This window comes from Halorhodospira sp. 9621 (genome assembly GCF_022228055.1).
In the GTDB taxonomy this organism is placed as follows: Bacteria; Pseudomonadota; Gammaproteobacteria; order Nitrococcales; family Halorhodospiraceae; genus Halorhodospira; species Halorhodospira halophila_A.
The window spans coordinates 1-17614 of the sequence record NZ_JAJNRD010000005.1 but is presented as its reverse complement, the minus strand read 5'-3'; the positions used below and the strand labels follow the sequence as shown (position 1 = coordinate 17614).

The window sequence follows — 17614 nt, the reverse complement described above, 5'->3', positions numbered from 1 at the left end:
AAGGACCAACGCCCATGAAGCGAGGCAACACGAGAGCGCAGTTCAGGCTCGCCCCCCGGTTCACCGGCTGGACCCTGGCCGCCCTACTGGCGCTGCCCGGGGCCATCGCCGCCGGTGACAACGGCAACAACGAGCACGACGCCGCGGAGGCGGTGGTCGACGCCCCGGTCCCGGTGGAGGACGACGAGGACGCCCTGGCGCCGGCAGAGGTCAAGGAGCGAGACCCGCAACAGGACCTGCTGCAGGTGTACCGGCTGGCCCTGGAGGCGGACCGCAGCCTGGCCGCCGCCCTCAACCGGCGCCGCGCCGCCGACGAGGAGATCGCCCAGGCCCGCTCGCAGTTCCTGCCACAGATCACCGCCTCGGCGGGCTACGAGGACCGCGAGACTGCGATCGACATCGACGGGCAAGCCGATTTCGACGACGAGAGCCGCGGCTGGGACGCCTCGCTGTCGCTGACCCAGCCGATCTTCCGGCGCGGCAACTTCATCGACCTGGAGCGGGCCCGTACCGCCGTGGACCGGGCCGACGTGGAGCTCTCCCTGGCCGAGCAGGCACTGGTGGTGGATGTCACCGAGGCCTACTTCGACGTCCTGCTGGCCCAGGACGAGCAGGCCCTGGTCGAGGCCGAGCTGGCCGCCGTCGAGAGCCAGCTGCGCCGGGCCGAGCGGGCCCTGGAGGTGGGGACCGGCACCCAGACCGACGTCGACGAGGCGCGGGCCGCATTCGACCGGGTGCGCGCCGAGCAGGTGGCCGTGGACAACCAGGTGGAGGTCGCCCAGCAGGCACTGCGCCGGCTGACCGGCGAACTGCCCGGCGAGCTGGCCGGCCTGGGCGAGACGTTCGAGCCCAAGCCGGTGGAGCCCACCGACACCGACCACTGGGTGGACCTGGCCCAGCGCTACAACCTGGAGGTCCAGCTCGCCGAGCGCGATGACCAGTTGGCCCGACACGATGTCGAAAGCCAGCGGGCCGATCGCTGGCCGGAAGTAGAGCTCGAGGCGAGCTACCGCCATTTCGACGGCGAGGAGACCTTCCGGCAGGGTTCGGCCGCGACGGATCCGGAGACCCTTGACCAGATTCAGGACACGCGGACCATCCGCTTACAGGCTTCCATCCCTCTATTCACCGGCGGGGCCATCTCCAGCCGGGTGCGCCAGGCCGAGGCGGAGCGCACCGCGGCCAGCGACGACCTGGCCGATCAGCGCCGGGCCGCTGCCCTGGACGCCCGTTCCGCCTTCCTCGGCCTGACCTCGGAGCTGGAGCGAGTCCGGGCGCTGGAGCAGGCCCTCGTCTCGGCGCGCAGCAACGAGGCCTCGGTACGTCGCGGCCAGGAGGTAGGTACCCGCACCACCACCGACGTCCTCGACGCCCAGAGCCAACGCTTCGAGACCAAGCGCGACCTGGCTGCGGCGCGTTATGATTACCTGCTGAACTTCGTGCAGCTGCAGGTGGCCGCCGGACTGGCGGTGGACGAGACGGTCATCCGCGAGGTCAACGAACAGCTGCAATCGGTTTCCCGATAACCCCGGATCCCATGAAACAAGCAGCGTGCACGACGACCACGGACGAAGCCCTGCAGGCCCTGCGTGACGCGGGGCTGCGCCTGACCCAGCCGCGGCGGCAGATCGTCGCCACCCTGGTGGCCGCCGATACCCCGCTGAGCCCGCGCGAGCTGCATCAGCAGCTCGGGTCTACGGCGTGCGACCCGGTGACGGTCTACCGCTGCCTGACCGACTTCGAACGCCTCGGGCTCGTGCACCGCCACGAGTTCGGGGACGGCTCCACCCGCTACCAGCTGGTGGAGGCCGACGGCAGCCACCAGCACTACGTCATCTGCCGGCACTGCCAGCGCAAGGACCCCATCCACGCCTGCCCGGCGGACCTCGAAGCCGCGGTGCGCGCCCGCGGCTACGCCGGGGTCAGCCACACCCTGGAGTTCTTCGGCGTGTGCCCGGACTGCCAGCAGGGATCCGATCAGGAGCCGCGGTGAGCGCCTCCCGAGCCACGCGCACTGCCGAGGATCCTGCACGGGCCAAGCGCCGGGTCACCCTGATCGGCGGGGTGATCAATCTCTTCCTCGGCTCCGGTAAGATCGTCGCCGGCTGGCTGGGGCAATCCCAGGCCTTGGTCGTGGACGGGGTCCACTCCCTCTCGGACCTGGCCTCCGACGCCCTGGTGTACGTGGCCGCCACCTACGGGAGCCAGGAAGCGGACAGCGACCACCCGTACGGCCACGCCCGCATCGAGACGGCGGCGACCGCCGGCATCGGCGCGGTGCTCCTGCTGGTGGCCGCCGGGTTCATCTACGACGCGGTACAGCGGCTACTCGTCGCCCCGGAGTCGCTCTGGGTGCCGGGCTGGCTTGCCCTCGGCGCAGCGCTGGCGTCGCTGGTCATCAAGGAGGGCCTCTACCACTACACCCGGTGGGTGGCCAACCGGGCGCACTCGAACCTCATCCACGCCAATGCCTGGCACCACCGCTCCGATGCCCTCTCCTCCGTGGTGGTCATCGGCGGCATCATCGGCGTATTCCTGGGGCTACCGTGGCTGGACGCCGTCGCCGCCATCGTGGTGGCACTGATGCTCGCCCACGTGGGGATCCGCTTCGCCTGGCGCTCGGTCTGCGAGCTGGTCGATACCGGCCTCGATCCGGAGCAGGTGGCGCGCATCGAGGGACTGGTCGGCGAGATCGACGGGGTTCGCGACGTTCACGGCCTGCGCAGCCGGCACATGGCCGAGGAGGCACTGATCGACCTGCACATCCAGGTGGACCCGCGGCTGAGCGTCTCCGAGGGCCACCGGATCAGTGAGGCCGTGCGCCGGCGCCTCATCGAGGACATCGGCGTGGTCACGGAAGTGCTGGTGCACGTCGACCACGAGCCGCCGCACTGGGACGAGGCCACCGCCGCCCTGCCCCTGCGCAGCAAGGTCGAGCGCGACCTACAGACCGCCTGGTCGGGCATCCAGGGGGGCGACAGCGTCGAGCGCGTCGACCTGCACTATATGGAGGGACGCCTGGAGGTGGAACTCCACCTGCCCTGGGGCCCGGACTGCGACACCACCGCCCTGCACCAACGTGCCACCCAGCTGGCCGCAGCCGCCGAGGGCCTGGCCTACGTCAGCGCCTGTCGGGTCCACTTCATCGGACGCTGAGCGGGGGCTCGGCCAAAGCAGCCAGTTGCTCGCGCAGCGCCAACATGTGTTCCTCCCAGTAGCGGGGCTCGGCGAACCAGGGGAAGGCCTGCGGGAACGCCGGATCCTCCCAGCGCTCCGCCAGCCAGGCGGCGTGGCGCATCAGCCGCAGGGTGCGCAGGGGCTCGATTAGGTGCAGCTCGCGCGGGTCGAGCTCACAAAAGGTCCGGTACCCCTCCAGGACCGCCTCGAGGAACGACTCCTGCTCGGCCCGCTCGCCGGGAAGCAGCATCCAGAGATCCTGGACGGCCGGCCCGGTGCAGGTGTCATCCAGGTCCACCAGATGGAACCCGGCCTCGGTCTGCAGCACGTTCCCCGGGTGGAAATCGCCGTGCACGCGGATCGGGCGCACCGCCCCGGCACGCTCCCAGCAGGCGCTCACCGCCTCGAGGAGATCCTCGGTAAGGGTGGCGTAGGCCTCCTCCAGGTGCGGCGGCAGCCAGTTGCCGGCCAGCAGCCAGTCCCGGACCCGCCGGCCGTGATCCCCCGGGTCGAGGGCGGGACGATGGGTGAAGGCACCGCCCCCGCCGACGACATGGATGCGACCCAGGTAGGCGCCCAGGCGGCGAAGCACGTCGCGGTTGTCCACCTCCAGCATGCGCCCGCCCCGCATGGGATACAGGGCGATGCGGAAGCCGTGGCTGTGGGCCAGGGTGCTCGCTCCACAGCGCATGGGCGCCACCACCGGCACCTCGGCGGCGACCAGCTCCTCGCTGAAGGCGTGCTCCTCGAGGATCTGCGCATCGTCCCAGCGCCCGGGGCGGTAGAATTTGGCCACCACGGCCGGGCCGTCCTCCACCCCGACCATGTAGACCCGGTTCTCGTAGCTGTTCAGTGCCAGCAACCGGCCGTCGCTGCGCACGCCGCCGACGGCCTCGACGGCATCGAGGACGGTGTCGGGACCGAGGGTCTCGAACGGGTGGCGCGTATCCATGAACCGGCTCCTACAGCTGGGTGTGGGCGACGACGGTCGTCCGGGGGACGGCCCCGGCCCCGCAGTCAGGGTAGCCCGCGGGCTGGTCGGCCGGCTATCCTTGGCGCTTTGAAAGGTCAAGCAGGTGGGAAACCCCATGCGCATGCAGAACGTCGAACGCGGGCCGATCGCGCGGGTCGCGGGCGTCATCGGGGCCATCGCCGTCATCGCCCTGGCGGCAACGCTCGGGATCGTCGTGCTGGCGGTGATGCTCGGTCTGGCCCTCATCGGTGCCGTGATCATCGCCGCCCGCACGTGGTGGCTACGCCGCCAGATGCGTCGCGCCGCCGCCCGCGGCGAAGGCTTCGACCCGGCACGCCGATCCGGCACGCCGACCCGTGGCCGGATCATCGAGGGCGAGTACAGCCGCGGCTCAGAGGACGATCCGCGTCATCCGCGGCGCTGAGTTGAGCCCGCCCCGGCAAAAGCGGCAGGAACCGCCGCGCCCCCGGGAGCGCCCCGTTCGCCATAGGGGAGCAGAGACGGCGTGAAGGATCGTTTCACGGTCACCATCACCGACTTCCGCGGCGCCCGCCACTATTCGCTGCACCAGATCGCCAAGCGCTTCGCGCTGGCCCTGGCCGGCGGCTTGGCGCTCGTGCTGCTCGCAGGCGCCCTCGCCCTCCATGCGCTCAACGACAAGATCACCGAACTGAACCAGGTCCGCGCCGACAAGGCCGAGGCCGCCCGCCAGATCGAGCGGCGCAACGAGGAACTCCGCGAGCTGGTCAGCGAGCGGGAGCAAGAGATCCACCGCATGGATCTCGAGCTCGGCCACATCGAGACCCTGGTCGGACTCGATCCCCAGCCGGAGGCCAAGCGCCGCGAGCGGCTCGACACCGCCGGCCAGACGGCGCTCGAGAAGGCGCTGATGTTGCGAACCATCCCCAGCGGCTGGCCCCTCCAAGAGGAGTCACGAATCACCAGCGGCTACGGCTGGCGGACCCATCCGGTGACCGGCGAGCGCTCGTTCCACGCCGCGGTCGATCTGCGCGCACCGGTGGGCGAGAAGATCGTCGCCACCGCCGACGGGGTAGTCAACTTTGCGGCCAAGCACCAGGGCAGCGGGCTCGGCAAGCTGGTCATCCTCGCCCACGATTTCGGTTTCCAGACCCACTACGCCCACCTGAGCCGGATCGAGGTGGAGACCGGCGAGTTCGTCGAAGAGGGCGATGTCATTGCCCGCTCCGGGGCCACCGGCAATGTCAACGGCCCCCATCTGCACTACGAGATCTGGCACACCCAGCGCAAGCTGAACCCGGAACCGTTTCTGGACTGGAGCCTGGAGAACTATGAAGAGCTCTTTGAAGAAGAGGGCCGCGTAAAATGGGAATCATTGGCAAAGGGGATCAATCGAAGAGCCGAAGCCCTGGAACGACAGTTATCTGCGACGGCACGCGACTGGTCGGAGAACTGACCCTGGAGTCGAACCTGCACCTGGACGGGCAGATCAAGGGCACCATCGTCTCGGACCATGACGTGAGTATCGGCCACACCGGCCGCTTCGAGGGCAATATCAAGGCCCACCGTCTGCTGGTCAGTGGCTACGTGGAAGGCGTGATCGACTGCGCCAGCCTCGAGATCGTCGCCGAGGGGCGCGTCTTCGGCGAGCTCCACAGCGACGACTTCATCATCGAGGCCGGCGGCCAGTTCCTCGGCGAGAGCCATCCGCGGCGCGAGGTGCCACTGGCCGCCTTGCAGCATGAAGCCGGCCGGGAGTCGCAACTGACCGGGCCGGAACAGGCGCAGGCGCCAGCACAGGCGGAGACCGGGGCCGATACCGAGGCCGGGGCCACCCCGACGACGGACACCCCGCCCGAGCCCGAACCGGAACCGCCGCGTGCCGACCCCAGGCCCGAGCCGCACCGGGAGGAAGCGCACGGCCCGGCGGAGGAACCTGAGCAAGCGCAGGGAAGGCAGGAGCAGGAAGAAGAGGAGCCGTCGCGCAATGTCCGCCCCCAGCCGAGGCAGACGTTCTGGGGGCGGCGCTGATCTGTGGCGGGCCCGCCGGCGGCGTGTGCTAGCATGGCCTGTATCCGCCTGGGGGATTCAGGGTTTCTGAGCGCCCAGACAGAGACGGCGAACGGGCAACAGAGGGGGAGACGCCGTGGAACGTTGTATTGGCCTGGACATGGGGTACGGGTTCATCAAGATCGATGACGGCCGCGAGGGGCACGTATTCCCCAGCGTCGTCGGCGAGGGCGAGTCGGGCATGCCGATGTCCCTGGGCGTGGCCCAGCGCAGCGGCAGCAGCGAGCTGCGCATCACCTACGGTGGTAAGAGCTATCTGCTGGGCGACTACGCCATCCGCCACTCGCGCCTGGCGCACCGGGGACTGTCGCCGACCCGCGCGGAGGGGGACGACCTCAAGATCCTCTTCCTCGGCGCCCTCAGCCTCTACGCCCGCGAGACGGTGAACAACTTCCACGTGGTCACCGGCCTGCCACCAGGCCGCATGCACATGGCCGACGACCTGGTCCGCCAGCTGCGCGGCGACCACGAGGTCATCCGCCACGTCGGCCCGAGCCGCTTCGGGGTCAGCATTCGGCTCGAGAACATCGAGGTGGTCCCGCAGCCGGTGGGCAGCTTCTGGGCCGAGGTCCTCGACGACCGCGGGCAGATCCGCGGCGATCACCCGCTGCTCAACGGCCGCGTCGGCATCATGGACATCGGCTTCCGCACCAGCGACTTTGCCACCGTGATCGACGGCGAGTACTCCCCGGGCTTCTGCAAGACGGTGCCGCTGGGGATCTCCTTCGGCTACGAGGAGATCGCCCAGGAACTCTCCACCCAGTACGGGCTCGAGCGCGAGCAGTACACGCTGGACGAGGCCATCATCCAGGGCCAGGTCAACGTCAACGGGCGACCGGTAGACATCGTCGAGCTCCGCGACCGCATCTTCGGCGACATCGCCACCAAACTGCTGGTCGAGGCCCGCTCGATGTGGCAGATCCAAGAGTACGACCACATCATCATCACCGGTGGCGGTGGCCGGGTGCTCGAGCGCTACCTCCGGCCCGAGCTCTCCCAGGCTCAGCTGGCGCAGGACTCCGTCACCGCCAATGCCCGCGGCTACTTCAACTGGGCCTATTTCAACGCCCAGCAACGCGCCGCGGAGATGGGCCACGCCGCCGAGCAGGAGGCCGCCCCGCAGGAGGACTACCGTTCCGGCAGCTACGGCACCGGCAGTACCACCTACAGCCGCGGGGGCGACAGCGGCGGGGACGGCGCGGCCGTGCCGCCGGCCCGCAGCGGCAGCGAGGGCTGACCGCCTCCCGCTGGGGCCCACGCCCCGGCGAGCGGATCGGACCGAGGGGCCGCGCCGCCTGGCGCGGCCCCTTTTTGTTTGGCGTGGGTCAATCTGCTGTTGCAACGCAACACGGGTGGTGCTATGTTGCATCGCACAAGGCATGGCGAGCGGTCATGCCTCGAGCAGCTTCAACAAGGAGAGAGACCCATGCAAGACCAGCTCAACAAGACCATGCAACAGTTCCAGAAGATGATGGAGCCGAGCCGCAAGCTCAACGCGCTGCTCCTCGACCACGCCGAGAAGGTCGCTCACCTGAACCTGGAGGCGGCGCGCTCCTACACCGACCTGGCCATGGAGCAGATGCGCAAGGCCATGGAGGTCCGTGATCCGGAGAGCTTCCAGAACTACCTGAACGACCAGGGCAAGGTCGTGCAGACGATGAGCAACAAGTTCACCGAGAACGCCAGCACCCTGGCCGACATCAGCAAGAACATGGGCGAGGAAGTGCAGAAGATCGCCCAGGAGAACGTCACGGCCATGACCGAGACGATGCAGGGCCAGGCCGAGAAGGCCACCGGCAAGGGCCGCAGCGCGGGCAGCAGTGCCAGCGGTGGTGCCTCGGCGGGTGGCAGCGGCAGTGGCTCCGCCGCCTCCGGCAGCAGCAGCAAGAAGTCCGCGTAACCCCTCCGGGGATTCGCGACAACGGAGCCGGTGCCCCGCGGGGCGCCGGCTCCGTTTCGTTCAGCCCCCTCAACGGGGCACCGGGGGGTCAGCCGGTTTCCCGGGCAATGGCCCGGGCACCGATGTCCCGCCGGTAAAACACCCCCTCCCAGTGGATGGCGGCGACACCGCGATAAGCGGCCTGTTGCGCAGCAGCCACACGCTCGCCCAGGGCGCAGCAGCAGAGCACCCGACCGCCGTTGGTCACCACCCGGCCGTCGGCGTCGAGGGTCGTGCCCCCGTGGAAGACCTTGCAGCCGGTGTGCTCGGCGTCGTCGAGCCCTTCAATGACATCGCCCCGCTCCACCGGCCCCGGATAGCCGGCCGCCGCCATCACCACGCCGACCGCCGGGCGCGGATCCCAGCTCAGCGCCACCTCCGGCAGCCGGCCGTCGAGGGCAGCCCGGCAGAGCTCGGCGAAGTCCGCATCCAGACGCATCAGCAGGGGTTGCGCCTCCGGGTCGCCCAGGCGGCAGTTGTACTCGAGGACGCGCGGATGGCCCTCGTCGTCGATCATCAGCCCGGCGTAGAGAAACCCCTTGTAGGGCCGCCCCTCGGCGGCCAGCCCGCCGACCGTGGGCCGGATCACCTCGTCCATGACCCGCTGGTAGAGCCGTTCATCCATCAGCGGCGCCGGCGAGTACGCGCCCATCCCCCCGGTGTTCGGACCCTCATCACCGTCGTCCCGCGGTTTGTGATCCTGAGAGCTGGCCATCGCCACCACATGCTCGCCGTCGACCAGGGCGATGAAGCTCAGCTCCTCGCCCTGCAGGCACTCCTCGACCACGACGCGCGCACCGGCGTCCCCGAAGGCCTGGCCTGAGAGCATGCGCTCGGCGGCCAGCAGGGCGGCATCCTTGGTCGCCGCCACCTCGACACCCTTGCCCGAGGCCAGCCCATCGGCCTTGATGACCATCGGCGCGGGGTGTTCCCGGATGTAGTCGGTGGCCGCGCCCAGATCGTCAAAGGTCCGGTAGGCCGCCGTGGGGATCCCGTGACGGGCCATGAAGGCCTTGGCGAAGGCCTTGGAGCCCTCCAGCTCCGCGGCGGCCGCGGTCGGGCCCAGACAGGGGAGCCCCGCCTCCTGGAACGCGTCCACCACCCCGGCCACCAGCGGTGCCTCGGGCCCAACCACCGTAAAGGCCACCGCTTGTTCCCGGGCCTGCTGGACCAGCGCCGGGACGTCCTCCGCGCCAACCTGGATGTTCCGGACCCCGGGCTCGCGGGCGGTGCCGGCGTTACCGGGAGCGACGAGCACCTCTTCGACCTGCGCCGAGCGCGCCAGGGCCCAGGCCATGGCGTGCTCGCGACCGCCCCCTCCGATAACCAGTACCTTCATCCTCTACCTCGCTTGGCCGCGTTCAGTGGCGGAAGTGGCGCATCCCGGTGAAGACCATGGCCAGGCCATGCTCGTCGGCGGCGTCGATCACCTCTTGGTCGCGCATCGAGCCACCGGGCTGGATGAGCGCCGCGGCACCGGCCTCGGCGGCCTGATCGACTCCGTCCCGGAACGGGAAGAAGGCGTCGGAGGCGAGCACCGAGCCCTGCAGGGCGAGCCCCGCATCCGACGCCTTCTCGCAGGCGATCCGGGTACTGAACACGCGGCTCATCTGCCCGGCCCCCACACCGAGGGTGCGCTGCCCGCCCGCAAAGACGATGGCGTTGGACTTGACGTGCCGCACCACTTCCCAGGCGAAACGAAGGTCGGCCCATTCGGCGTCGGTGGGCTGACGCCGGGTGACCACCCGCAGGTCGGCCGGATCGACCACTGCGGTGTCTCGATCCTGGACCAGGAGACCGCCGCGCACCCGCTTGAGCTCCAGATCTGCGCCAGCCTTCCGCGGCCAGCGGCCGGTCTGCAGCACGCGCACGTTGGCCTTGGCGGAGAAGCGCGACAGGGCCTCGTCGGTGACCGCCGGGGCAATGACCACCTCCACGAACTGGCGATCCAGGATGGCACCGGCCAACTCGGCGTCGACGGTGTCGTTGAAGGCGATGATGCCACCGAAGGCCGAGGTCGGGTCGACCTCGAAGGCCCGGTCGTAGGCCTCGCGCAGGGTCTCGGCACAGGCCACACCGCAGGGGTTGGCATGCTTGACGATGACACAGGCCGGCGCCTCGAACCCCTTGACGCACTCCAGCGCGGCATCGGTATCGGCGACGTTGTTGTAGGACAGGGCCTTGCCCTGGAGCTGGCGCGCCGTGGCGACGCTGGCCTCACCGGGGGTGACGTCACGGTAGAAGGCAGCGGACTGATGCGGGTTCTCGCCGTAGCGCATATCCGCGATCTTCTCCACCTGCAACGTCCAGATACCCGGGAAATCGCCCTGCTGCTCACCCTGCTCGTCGCGCTGGCTCAGGTAGGCGGCGATGGCGCCATCGTAGCGTGCGGTGTGGCTGAACGCCCGGGTTGCCAGGTGGTGACGCAGGGCCCGGCTGGTCCCGCCCAGGCGCTGGACTTCGTCCAGGACCCGATCGTAGGCGGCAGCCTCGGTGACCACCGCCACATCGGTGTGGTTCTTGGCCGCGGCACGGATCATGGCCGGCCCGCCGACGTCGATGTTCTCGATGGCCTCGGCCAGCGTGCAATCCTCGGCGGCGACGGCCTGCTCGAAGGGGTAGAGGTTCACGCAGAGCAGGTCGATGGGCCCGATGCCGTGCTCGTCCATGACCGCGTCGTCCGTGCCGCGCCGCCCCAGCAGCCCGCCGTGGATGCGCGGATGCAGGGTCTTGACCCGGCCATCCATGATCTCCGGGAAGCCGGTCTCGGCCGAAACCTCACGCACCGGGATACCGGCCTCGCCCAGCAGGCGGGCCGTACCACCGGTCGAGAGGATCTCGACGCCTTGCTCATGCAGGGCCCGGGCGAAGCCCTCCACCCCGCTCTTGTCGGAAACGCTGATCAAGGCCCGCCGCAGGGGCCGCACGCCGTCGTTGGTCGCCATATTGGATTGTCCGGGTTGTTCAGTTGTAGTCGATGCCGTGATCGCGCAGCTTCTTGCGCAGGGTCGCCCGATTAAGGCCGAGCAGCTGCGCAGCCCGCGTCTGATTGCCAGAGCAGTAGTCCATCACCGACTCGAGGAGCGGAACCTCCACCTCGTTGAGCACGAGCCGATAGAGACCATTGCAGTCGTGCCCGTCCAGCTCCCTGAAATAGTCATCCAGGGCGCGACTGACCGCCTCGCGGATGGGCCCCCCCACCTCGCCGTCGCCGCCCCTGCCAGGACCCTGTCCGGGACCGGGTCCCTTGCCGTCCTGCATGCATCACCCCCATTCATGTCTGTCTGGAAGGATAACAGAGCCGACCGGCGGCCCCCCGGGCCCTGGCGGCCCTACTCGACCGGTCGGAATGACAGCGAGAAACTCTCGGCCCCGCCGTCGGGCTCTGCCACGTAGAGTTCCACCGGGATCCGAGCCCCCGGCTCCATGCCCGCGCCCAGGCGCGCCCGCAGACGGCTGTCGGCCACGTAGTCCTCAGGGCGAACCCAGCGCTCGCCGGTCACGTGGCCGTCCAGATCCCGCAGTGTCAGCCGCATCTCGGGATAGGGCAGGCGCCGCTCGCCGGTGTGCACCAGCACCCCGCCGAGCATCAGCGCATCGTCCCGACGCGGATCCGGCTCCAGCCAGCGCTCCTCGACCTCGATGACGTCGTAGCTCGCCGCGGTCTCCAGCTGGCAGTCGTACACGGCGCAGACCGCCGAGAGCCACGCCCGCGTCCCGGGCAGCTCGAGCAGCTGCGCGCGGTAGAGGTACGAGCCATGGACCAGGGCCGCCGCCAACACCAGCACGCCAGCGGCGGTCATCCAGAGGCGCCGCTTGGGCCTCGTGCCAGCCCCCGGGGCACGGGCGGGACGCTGCCCGGCACGCAGCTCGGCCAGGACCTGCTCCCAGTCGGCCTCGGACCCCCCCGGTTCGGCTGCCCGATCCGCCGCCTCCGGGCCGGAACCTGCGCGCTCCCCCGCGGTCGAGCGCTCACCGACGAGGGCCTGCAGGTCCACCGGCCGATCGCCGCTGTCGTCGGGCAGCAGTCGGCCGATGGCCGACATCTGCGGTCCCAGGGCGGGGATGCGCACCTCGTCCCCACCGGCGGACCGGGACGGCGGGGCCCCGTCGGTCGTCGCGGCACCCGGCTCGCCGGGCAAGTCCTCGCTCAGCGCCTGAACCGCGTCGAAGGTGGTCTGGCACAGGCCACAGGTAACCCGACCGCGCGCCTGGCGAAGCTGCCACGCACGCAGCGCGAAGATCGTCCCGCATCCAGGGCACTGGGTGTACACGGGCTTCCCTCGTTGTTGGAAAATCCGGCGACCGACGTTCAGGCGGTGCGGGTGCCGCTGACCAGCACCCAGTCGCCGCGAGTCTGCAGCGCATCCCAGGCGATGCTGCCCTGGAAGGCATCCATGACCTGCTGCTCCTGCCCCAGGAGGATCCCGGAGAGCGCCAGGCGCCCACCGACGCGAACGCCGCTACGCAGCTCACCGGCCAGCTCCACCAGCGTCGATGCAAGGATATTGGCGACGAGGAAATCGGCGCAATACGCCGGCCGCTGATCGACGGCGTACGCCGGGACCCAATCGGCGACACCGTTGCGCTCGGCGTTCTCGCGGCTGGCGATCACTGCTTGGGGGTCGTTATCGACGGCCATGCAGCGGGCCGCGCCCAGACGTACCGCAGCCACGGCCAGGACGCCAGAGCCGGCGCCGAAATCGAGGCCGTCACGCCCCTGGATCGGCTCGCCATCAAGCCACTGCAGGCACAGCGCCGTGGTCTCGTGGGTGCCGGTGCCAAAGGCCAGCCCCGGGTCGAGGCGGATGGCCACGGCGTCGCGCGGCAGCTCCGGCTCGCTCCCGGTGGGGACGATCCAAAGCCGCTCGCCGAAGGCCATGGGGCGGAAGTGGTCGAGCCACTCGCGCTCCCAGGCACGATCCTCCAGCGTCTCCGCCTGCCAGCCTTGCAGACGTTCGCCCAGCTGCCCGGCGAGCAGCTTGTAAAGGTCCTCGGGATCGGTCCCGGCAGGAAACAGCGCGGCAACTCGAACCCGCTCCCACATCGGGTGCTCGCCCACGCCGGGCTCGAGGAGCACGGTGCCGTCATCGGCCTGGTAGGTCTGGGACAGCGCCCCGGCCAGTTCCAGGGCGCCATCCACGGCATCGAGGTCGCCGGCGGCGACCTCCAGCGTCACCTGCAGCTGCGCCACGACTCAGGAACCTTGTCGCGGGGTCGGGGGAACCACGAAGCAGGCGGCCTGCTCGCGGGTATAGAAGCAGCCGTCGCGCTCGAACCCGGAGACCACCCGCTGCTTCACCGCGATGACCCGACCGCGGTCGTCGCGTTCGCTGATCAGCTCCTCGGGCAGACCGTCGAGGCGGTGAAAGGGGGCCGGCTGCCCGTTCCCGCTGCAGGAGAGGTAGATCGTCCCCGTCTCGGTGTCCAGGAAGGCCGGGCGGAAGCCGTGGTCCCGGTTGCAAGCGCTGACGCCACCGGTCCCCTGGAACGTGGCGTTCTCACACTTGAGTCGCTCTGCCGTAAGGGCGCGAGCCATCGCTCACCACCTCCGAACGTCGATACCGCTTCACGGGTTATCGGCCGCTCCACTGGCCCCCTGAGTCGGGCAACGCTCCCTGCGTTGCTACTGATTCCGGTAGTTGGACACCGCGTGCTCGATCTCGGCTCGCGCGGCGTCGGCGCCCTTCCAGTCGCGCACCTGAACCCACTTGCCGGGCTCAAGATCCTTGTAGTGCTCAAAGAAGTGGCTGATCTCCTGCAGCAGGCGCGGCGGCAGGTCGTCGGGCCCCTTCACCTCGCTGTAGTCGGTGGTCAGCTTGTCCACCGGAACCGCAATCAGCTTGGCATCCTCGCCGGACTCGTCCGCCATCTCCAGCACACCCACCGGGCGGCAGCGGATCACCGAGCCGGGCTGCAACGGCAGGGGGGTGATGACCAGGGCGTCTACCGGATCGCCATCATCGGCCAGCGTCTGCGGCACAAAGCCGTAGTTGCACGGATAGTGCATGGCCGTGGCCATGATGCGATCGACGGTGAGCGCACCCGTCTCCTTATCCACTTCGTACTTCACGGGGCCGCCGTGGAGCGGGATCTCGATGACGACGTTGATATCGTCCGGAATCGACCGCCCGGCGGGCACGGAATCGAGGCTCATGCAGTTACTCCGTTCAGTAGAGGACGTTTGCGTATCGAGGAACGGTTCGACAGGGGCGAACTGTAACGCCGTTGCTGCGCCGCGGCAAGCAAGGCCGCGGCGCAACCGGCCGCCCCGTAAGGGGCCCTATGCCAGCGCACCCCGGCGTCGACGTCAACCGGCGGCATCGTGCCGCCATGCCATGCGGTATGATTGGGCCGAACAACCACCCAGGGGGAGAGCATGGGTCCTTTGCTGCAGAAACTGGTGGGGATCTGCCTCTTTCGCGACGGTCCCCAGGATCTGCCCTACTCGGCCACGCACCTGCTCGGGTTGATCGGGGCGAGCATGATCCTAACCTACATCGCCGCGGACAACCTCCCGGACACGGGCACCGTCGGCCTGCAGGTGGTGGTCGCGACCGGCTTCAGCCTGGCCTTCCTCTACGCCCTGCTCCTGCTGCGCGGACTAACCCCGCGCTTCACCCAGAGCGCCACGGCGATGTTCGGCACCGACGTGCTGATCGGCATCCCGGTCACACTGATGACCTTCCCCATCGCCGCCTACGGCGCGGAGCAGGCCCAGGGCGCCGCCGCCGGCATCCTCTTGCTCTGGTTCTGGCAGGTGGCCATCCTCGGGCACATCTTCCGGCATACGCTGGAGATGCGCCTGGCGCTCGGCATCCTCCTGGCGCTGGCGTACAGCTTCCTCAGCTTTCAGGTGGTCCAGCTGGCCGCCGACTGATCGGGACGGTCCATGAAGATACACATCCTCGGTATATGCGGCACGTTCATGGGCGGCGTCGCCCTCCTCGCCCGGGAGAGCGGGCACGCGGTGGACGGCAGCGACAGCGCGGCGTGGCCACCGATGAGCGACATCCTCGACCAGGCGGGCGTCCCGGTCCGACCCGGCTACGACGCCGCCCACCTGGAACCCGCCCCGGACCGGGTGGTCATCGGCAACGCCCTCTCCCGCGGCAACCCGGCTGTCGAGCACATCCTGGACCGCGGGCTGCCCTACCAGTCCGGTCCCGCGTGGCTGGCAGAGAACGTCCTCAACGGCCGCTGCGTGGTGGCCATCGCCGGCACCCACGGCAAGACCACCACCGCCTCGATGACCGCTTGGGCCCTGGAGCGCTGCGGCCTCGACCCGGGCTATCTGATCGGCGGCGCCCCGGGGTTCAGCGAGCGCTCCGCCCGGCTAGGCACCGGTTCGCCCTTCGTGGTGGAGGCCGACGAGTACGACACGGCCTTCTTCGACAAGCGCGCCAAGGTCGTCCACTACCAGCCCCGCGTCCTGCTGCTGAACAATCTGGAGTACGACCACGCCGACATCTACCCGGATCTGGAGGCCATCGCCACGCAGCTCCACCATGCGGTGCGTACCGTCCCCGGCAACGGCCGCGTGCTCATCAACGGCGATGACCCCAACCTGCCCGCCGTCGTCGCGCGCGGCTGCTGGTCGCGGCTGGAGCGAATCGGCTTTGGCGCCGACAATGACTGGCGCATCACCGCCGACGACGGCCCTGACGCCGGCGCCGTACTCCTGTACCGGCGCACTCCGCTCGGCCCGCTGCATCCGCCGCAGCCGGGCCGCCACAACCTGGCCAATGCCGCGGCGGCGGTGGCGGCTGCCGCCGGGGCCGGGGCAGATCCGACCACCGCCCTGGAAGCCGTGAACGCCTTCCCCGGCGTCCGCCGCCGGCTGGAGGTGCGCGGCCGCGTCGGCGGGGTCGAGGTCATCGACGACTTCGCCCACCACCCCAGCGCCGTGGCCGCCACCCTGGAGGCCCTGGCCGCCCCGGGGCGGCGACTGCTGGCCGTGCTGGAGCCGCGCTCGAACACCATGCGCCTGGGCATCCACCGCCGGCAGCTGGCCGACGCCCTGGCCCGCGCCGACCACGCCTTCGTGTTGACCCCACCGGACCTGCCCTGGTCCGTCCCCGAGGCCCTGGCACCACTGGGAGGGCGCCTGCATACCGCCGCCGAGGTCGACCACCTGGCCCGGCTCGCCCTGGCCGAGGCGCGCCCTGGCGACCGCCTGGTGGTGATGAGCAACGGCGCCTTCGGCAACATCCACGAGCGACTGCTGGCCGGCCTGGAGGCCGGGAGCGCCCCGGCATGAGCGGGGTCAGCGTCGCCCTAACCGGGGCCTCTGGCCTGCAGTACGGTCTGCGCCTGGTGCAGACCCTCGCCGGGGCGGGCGAGACCGTCCATCTGCTGGTCTCCGATGCTGCCCGGGTGGTTGCCGGACTGGAGACGGACACCCCGCTCCCCCGGCGCAGCGCCGAGTTGCACCGCCAACTGGTCGGGGCCCTAGGCATCGATCCGGCGCGGCTCCACGTCTACAGTGATCAGCAGTGGACCGCACCCCTGGCTTCCGGCTCGGCAGCCCCGAAACGCATGGTGGTCTGCCCCTGCACCACCGGCACCCTGGCGGCGATCGCCGGCGGACACTCGGACAGCCTGATCGAGCGCGCCGCCGATGTGGTACTCAAGGAGCGCGGTCAACTGGTGGTGGTTCCGCGGGAGACCCCGCTCTCGGCGATCCACCTGGAGCATATGCTGTCCCTGACGCGGCTCGGCGTGGTGGTCCTGCCGGCCAACCCGGGGTTCTACCATCGGCCGCAGCGGGTCGAGGACCTGATCGACTTCGTCGTGGCACGGATCCTGGACCACTTGGATGTGGCCCACGACCTGGGCCCCCGCTGGGGCAAGGAGAGCGACTGATGGACGATGAGCTGCCGCTGTTCCCTCTGCGTACAGTGCTTTTCCCGGGTGGGCGACTGGAGCTGCGCATCTTCGAGCGCCGCTATCTGGATCTGGTCACCTACTGCCTGCGCAACGACAACACCGGCTTCGGCATCTGCCTGATCGAGAATGGCGGCGAGGCGGGGCTGCCGGCCCGTCCCCACGCCGTGGGGACGGAGGTGCGCATCATCGACTGGGACCAGCGCAGCGACGGTCTGCTGGGGATCACCGTCGAGGGACAGCGGCGCTTCGAGATCCTTGAGCGGCAGACCCCGACGGGGAAGGTGCAACAGGCGCAGGTGCGCTGGCTGACCGACCCGCCGGCGCCGCAACTGGACGCCGAGCTCCGCCCGCTGGCCGATCTGCTGGAGCGAATCCTCGATCAGATCGGCGGCCTGTACGGGGCCATGCCCCGCCAGCTCGATGATGCCGGCTGGGTCAGCGCGCGGCTATCGGAGCTGTTGCCGATCCCCACCGAGGCGAAGCAGCAGCTGCTGGAGATCGACGCCCCGGAGGAGCGCCTGGAGCTGCTGCGCCGGGCCCTGGAGCAGGACTCGCCGCCCCGCGGCGACGCCGACTAGCCCCACGCA

General features: G+C 69.9%; 20 protein-coding genes. 12 read left to right on the top strand and 8 right to left on the bottom strand.

Annotation, left to right across the window (positions count from 1 at the left end; all coding sequences use genetic code 11):
• The first annotated feature begins 14 nt into the window (after positions 1-14).
• Genes LRF89_RS03985 through LRF89_RS03975 form a run of 3 tightly spaced genes read left to right on the top strand, consistent with a single transcriptional unit; the run spans position 15 to position 3156 of the window.
• Positions 15-1526, top strand: a complete 1512-nt coding sequence (locus LRF89_RS03985) for a TolC family outer membrane protein (protein WP_238636631.1) — start codon at positions 15-17, stop codon at positions 1524-1526.
• Positions 1527-1537: 11 nt separating this feature from the next.
• Complete coding sequence (locus tag LRF89_RS03980; RefSeq protein ID WP_201172086.1) at positions 1538-1993, top strand: Fur family transcriptional regulator; 456 nt, start codon at positions 1538-1540, stop codon at positions 1991-1993.
• On the top strand, positions 1990-3156 hold the full coding sequence (locus tag LRF89_RS03975; protein ID WP_201172089.1) for a cation diffusion facilitator family transporter: 1167 nt from the start codon (positions 1990-1992) through the stop codon (positions 3154-3156). Before LRF89_RS03980 ends, LRF89_RS03975 begins: the two co-directional genes overlap by 4 nt.
• On the opposite strand, the gene LRF89_RS03970 is transcribed toward LRF89_RS03975, so the two are convergent.
• Entirely contained in the window at positions 3143-4129 is a 987-nt protein-coding gene (locus tag LRF89_RS03970) for a serine/threonine protein kinase (RefSeq protein WP_238636630.1), read from the bottom strand. The genes LRF89_RS03975 and LRF89_RS03970 overlap by 14 nt on opposite strands.
• 136 nt (positions 4130-4265) lie before the next feature.
• Here LRF89_RS03970 and LRF89_RS03965 point away from each other — a divergent pair, with 136 nt between their 5' ends.
• The 5 genes from LRF89_RS03965 (at position 4266) to LRF89_RS03945 (ending at position 8099) form a co-directional block, all read left to right on the top strand.
• On the top strand, positions 4266-4574 hold the full coding sequence (locus tag LRF89_RS03965; protein WP_201172097.1) for a hypothetical protein: 309 nt from the start codon (positions 4266-4268) through the stop codon (positions 4572-4574).
• Between the two features lie 81 nt (positions 4575-4655).
• Positions 4656-5585, top strand: a complete 930-nt coding sequence (locus LRF89_RS03960; protein WP_201172099.1) for a peptidoglycan DD-metalloendopeptidase family protein — start codon at positions 4656-4658, stop codon at positions 5583-5585.
• A complete protein-coding gene (locus tag LRF89_RS03955) occupies positions 5495-6160 on the top strand; it encodes a bactofilin family protein (protein ID WP_201172100.1) in 666 nt (221 codons plus the stop codon). The genes LRF89_RS03960 and LRF89_RS03955 overlap by 91 nt, the downstream gene beginning before the upstream one ends.
• A 115-nt stretch (positions 6161-6275) precedes the next feature.
• Entirely contained in the window at positions 6276-7436 is a 1161-nt protein-coding gene (locus LRF89_RS03950) for a ParM/StbA family protein (protein WP_238636629.1), read from the top strand.
• Positions 7437-7625: 189 nt separating this feature from the next.
• Positions 7626-8099, top strand: a complete 474-nt coding sequence (locus LRF89_RS03945; RefSeq protein WP_201172104.1) for a phasin family protein — start codon at positions 7626-7628, stop codon at positions 8097-8099.
• Positions 8100-8187: 88 nt separating this feature from the next.
• Here the strand turns inward: LRF89_RS03945 and purD are convergent, their stop codons facing one another.
• The 7 genes from purD to ppa form a co-directional block, all read right to left on the bottom strand.
• Positions 8188-9477, bottom strand: coding sequence for a phosphoribosylamine--glycine ligase (purD, locus tag LRF89_RS03940; RefSeq protein ID WP_238636628.1), 1290 nt, complete (start codon positions 9475-9477; stop codon positions 8188-8190).
• 22 nt (positions 9478-9499) lie between these two features.
• The gene (gene purH, locus LRF89_RS03935; protein WP_201172108.1) at positions 9500-11083 is read right to left on the bottom strand and encodes a bifunctional phosphoribosylaminoimidazolecarboxamide formyltransferase/IMP cyclohydrolase; all 1584 of its coding nucleotides are present in this window, start codon (positions 11081-11083) and stop codon (positions 9500-9502) included.
• A 19-nt stretch (positions 11084-11102) separates the two neighbouring features.
• Positions 11103-11399: a DNA-binding transcriptional regulator Fis gene (gene fis, locus LRF89_RS03930; protein ID WP_201172119.1), complete on the bottom strand. Its 297-nt coding sequence runs from the start codon at positions 11397-11399 to the stop codon at positions 11103-11105.
• Positions 11400-11470: 71 nt separating this feature from the next.
• Positions 11471-12412, bottom strand: a complete 942-nt coding sequence (locus LRF89_RS03925) for a DUF3426 domain-containing protein (protein ID WP_238635678.1) — start codon at positions 12410-12412, stop codon at positions 11471-11473.
• A 38-nt stretch (positions 12413-12450) separates the two neighbouring features.
• The gene (gene prmA, locus LRF89_RS03920) at positions 12451-13332 is read right to left on the bottom strand and encodes a 50S ribosomal protein L11 methyltransferase (RefSeq protein WP_238636627.1); all 882 of its coding nucleotides are present in this window, start codon (positions 13330-13332) and stop codon (positions 12451-12453) included.
• 3 nt (positions 13333-13335) lie between these two features.
• Entirely contained in the window at positions 13336-13677 is a 342-nt protein-coding gene (locus LRF89_RS03915; protein ID WP_201172126.1) for a hypothetical protein, read from the bottom strand.
• An 87-nt stretch (positions 13678-13764) separates the two neighbouring features.
• On the bottom strand, positions 13765-14295 hold the full coding sequence (ppa, locus tag LRF89_RS03910; RefSeq protein WP_201172136.1) for an inorganic diphosphatase: 531 nt from the start codon (positions 14293-14295) through the stop codon (positions 13765-13767).
• 222 nt (positions 14296-14517) lie between these two features.
• Here ppa and LRF89_RS03905 point away from each other — a divergent pair, with 222 nt between their 5' ends.
• From LRF89_RS03905 to LRF89_RS03890, 4 genes are read left to right on the top strand one after another with little or no spacing between them, the layout of a single operon-like run.
• Positions 14518-15018: a hypothetical protein gene (locus LRF89_RS03905; RefSeq protein ID WP_201172139.1), complete on the top strand. Its 501-nt coding sequence runs from the start codon at positions 14518-14520 to the stop codon at positions 15016-15018.
• 12 nt (positions 15019-15030) lie between these two features.
• Positions 15031-16398 (top strand): UDP-N-acetylmuramate:L-alanyl-gamma-D-glutamyl-meso-diaminopimelate ligase, encoded by a 1368-nt coding sequence (mpl, locus tag LRF89_RS03900; RefSeq protein WP_238636626.1) that lies wholly within the window; start codon positions 15031-15033, stop codon positions 16396-16398.
• Positions 16395-17003 carry a flavin prenyltransferase UbiX gene (locus LRF89_RS03895; protein ID WP_201172143.1) on the top strand — a complete coding sequence of 203 codons (609 nt, stop codon included), beginning with the start codon at positions 16395-16397 and terminating at the stop codon, positions 17001-17003. Before mpl ends, LRF89_RS03895 begins: the two co-directional genes overlap by 4 nt.
• A complete protein-coding gene (locus LRF89_RS03890; protein WP_201172154.1) occupies positions 17003-17605 on the top strand; it encodes an LON peptidase substrate-binding domain-containing protein in 603 nt (200 codons plus the stop codon). Before LRF89_RS03895 ends, LRF89_RS03890 begins: the two co-directional genes overlap by 1 nt.
• Positions 17606-17614: the final 9 nt, after the last annotated feature.

What these genes read in the sequence shown, in the direction of transcription:
- LRF89_RS03890 (WP_201172154.1), top strand. Translation starts at nt 17,003, where the DNA reads ATGGACGATGAGCTGCCGCTGTTCCCTCTGCGTACAGTGCTTTTCCCG.
- purD (WP_238636628.1), bottom strand. Translation starts at nt 9,477, where the DNA reads ATGAAGGTACTGGTTATCGGAGGGGGCGGTCGCGAGCACGCCATGGCC.
- ppa (WP_201172136.1), bottom strand. Translation starts at nt 14,295, where the DNA reads ATGAGCCTCGATTCCGTGCCCGCCGGGCGGTCGATTCCGGACGATATC.
- LRF89_RS03945 (WP_201172104.1), top strand. Translation starts at nt 7,626, where the DNA reads ATGCAAGACCAGCTCAACAAGACCATGCAACAGTTCCAGAAGATGATG.
- mpl (WP_238636626.1), top strand. Translation starts at nt 15,031, where the DNA reads ATGAAGATACACATCCTCGGTATATGCGGCACGTTCATGGGCGGCGTC.
- purH (WP_201172108.1), bottom strand. Translation starts at nt 11,083, where the DNA reads ATGGCGACCAACGACGGCGTGCGGCCCCTGCGGCGGGCCTTGATCAGC.
- LRF89_RS03905 (WP_201172139.1), top strand. Translation starts at nt 14,518, where the DNA reads ATGGGTCCTTTGCTGCAGAAACTGGTGGGGATCTGCCTCTTTCGCGAC.
- LRF89_RS03965 (WP_201172097.1), top strand. Translation starts at nt 4,266, where the DNA reads ATGCGCATGCAGAACGTCGAACGCGGGCCGATCGCGCGGGTCGCGGGC.
- LRF89_RS03915 (WP_201172126.1), bottom strand. Translation starts at nt 13,677, where the DNA reads ATGGCTCGCGCCCTTACGGCAGAGCGACTCAAGTGTGAGAACGCCACG.
- LRF89_RS03980 (WP_201172086.1), top strand. Translation starts at nt 1,538, where the DNA reads ATGAAACAAGCAGCGTGCACGACGACCACGGACGAAGCCCTGCAGGCC.
- LRF89_RS03970 (WP_238636630.1), bottom strand. Translation starts at nt 4,129, where the DNA reads ATGGATACGCGCCACCCGTTCGAGACCCTCGGTCCCGACACCGTCCTC.
- LRF89_RS03895 (WP_201172143.1), top strand. Translation starts at nt 16,395, where the DNA reads ATGAGCGGGGTCAGCGTCGCCCTAACCGGGGCCTCTGGCCTGCAGTAC.
- LRF89_RS03985 (WP_238636631.1), top strand. Translation starts at nt 15, where the DNA reads ATGAAGCGAGGCAACACGAGAGCGCAGTTCAGGCTCGCCCCCCGGTTC.
- fis (WP_201172119.1), bottom strand. Translation starts at nt 11,399, where the DNA reads ATGCAGGACGGCAAGGGACCCGGTCCCGGACAGGGTCCTGGCAGGGGC.
- LRF89_RS03955 (WP_201172100.1), top strand. Translation starts at nt 5,495, where the DNA reads ATGGGAATCATTGGCAAAGGGGATCAATCGAAGAGCCGAAGCCCTGGA.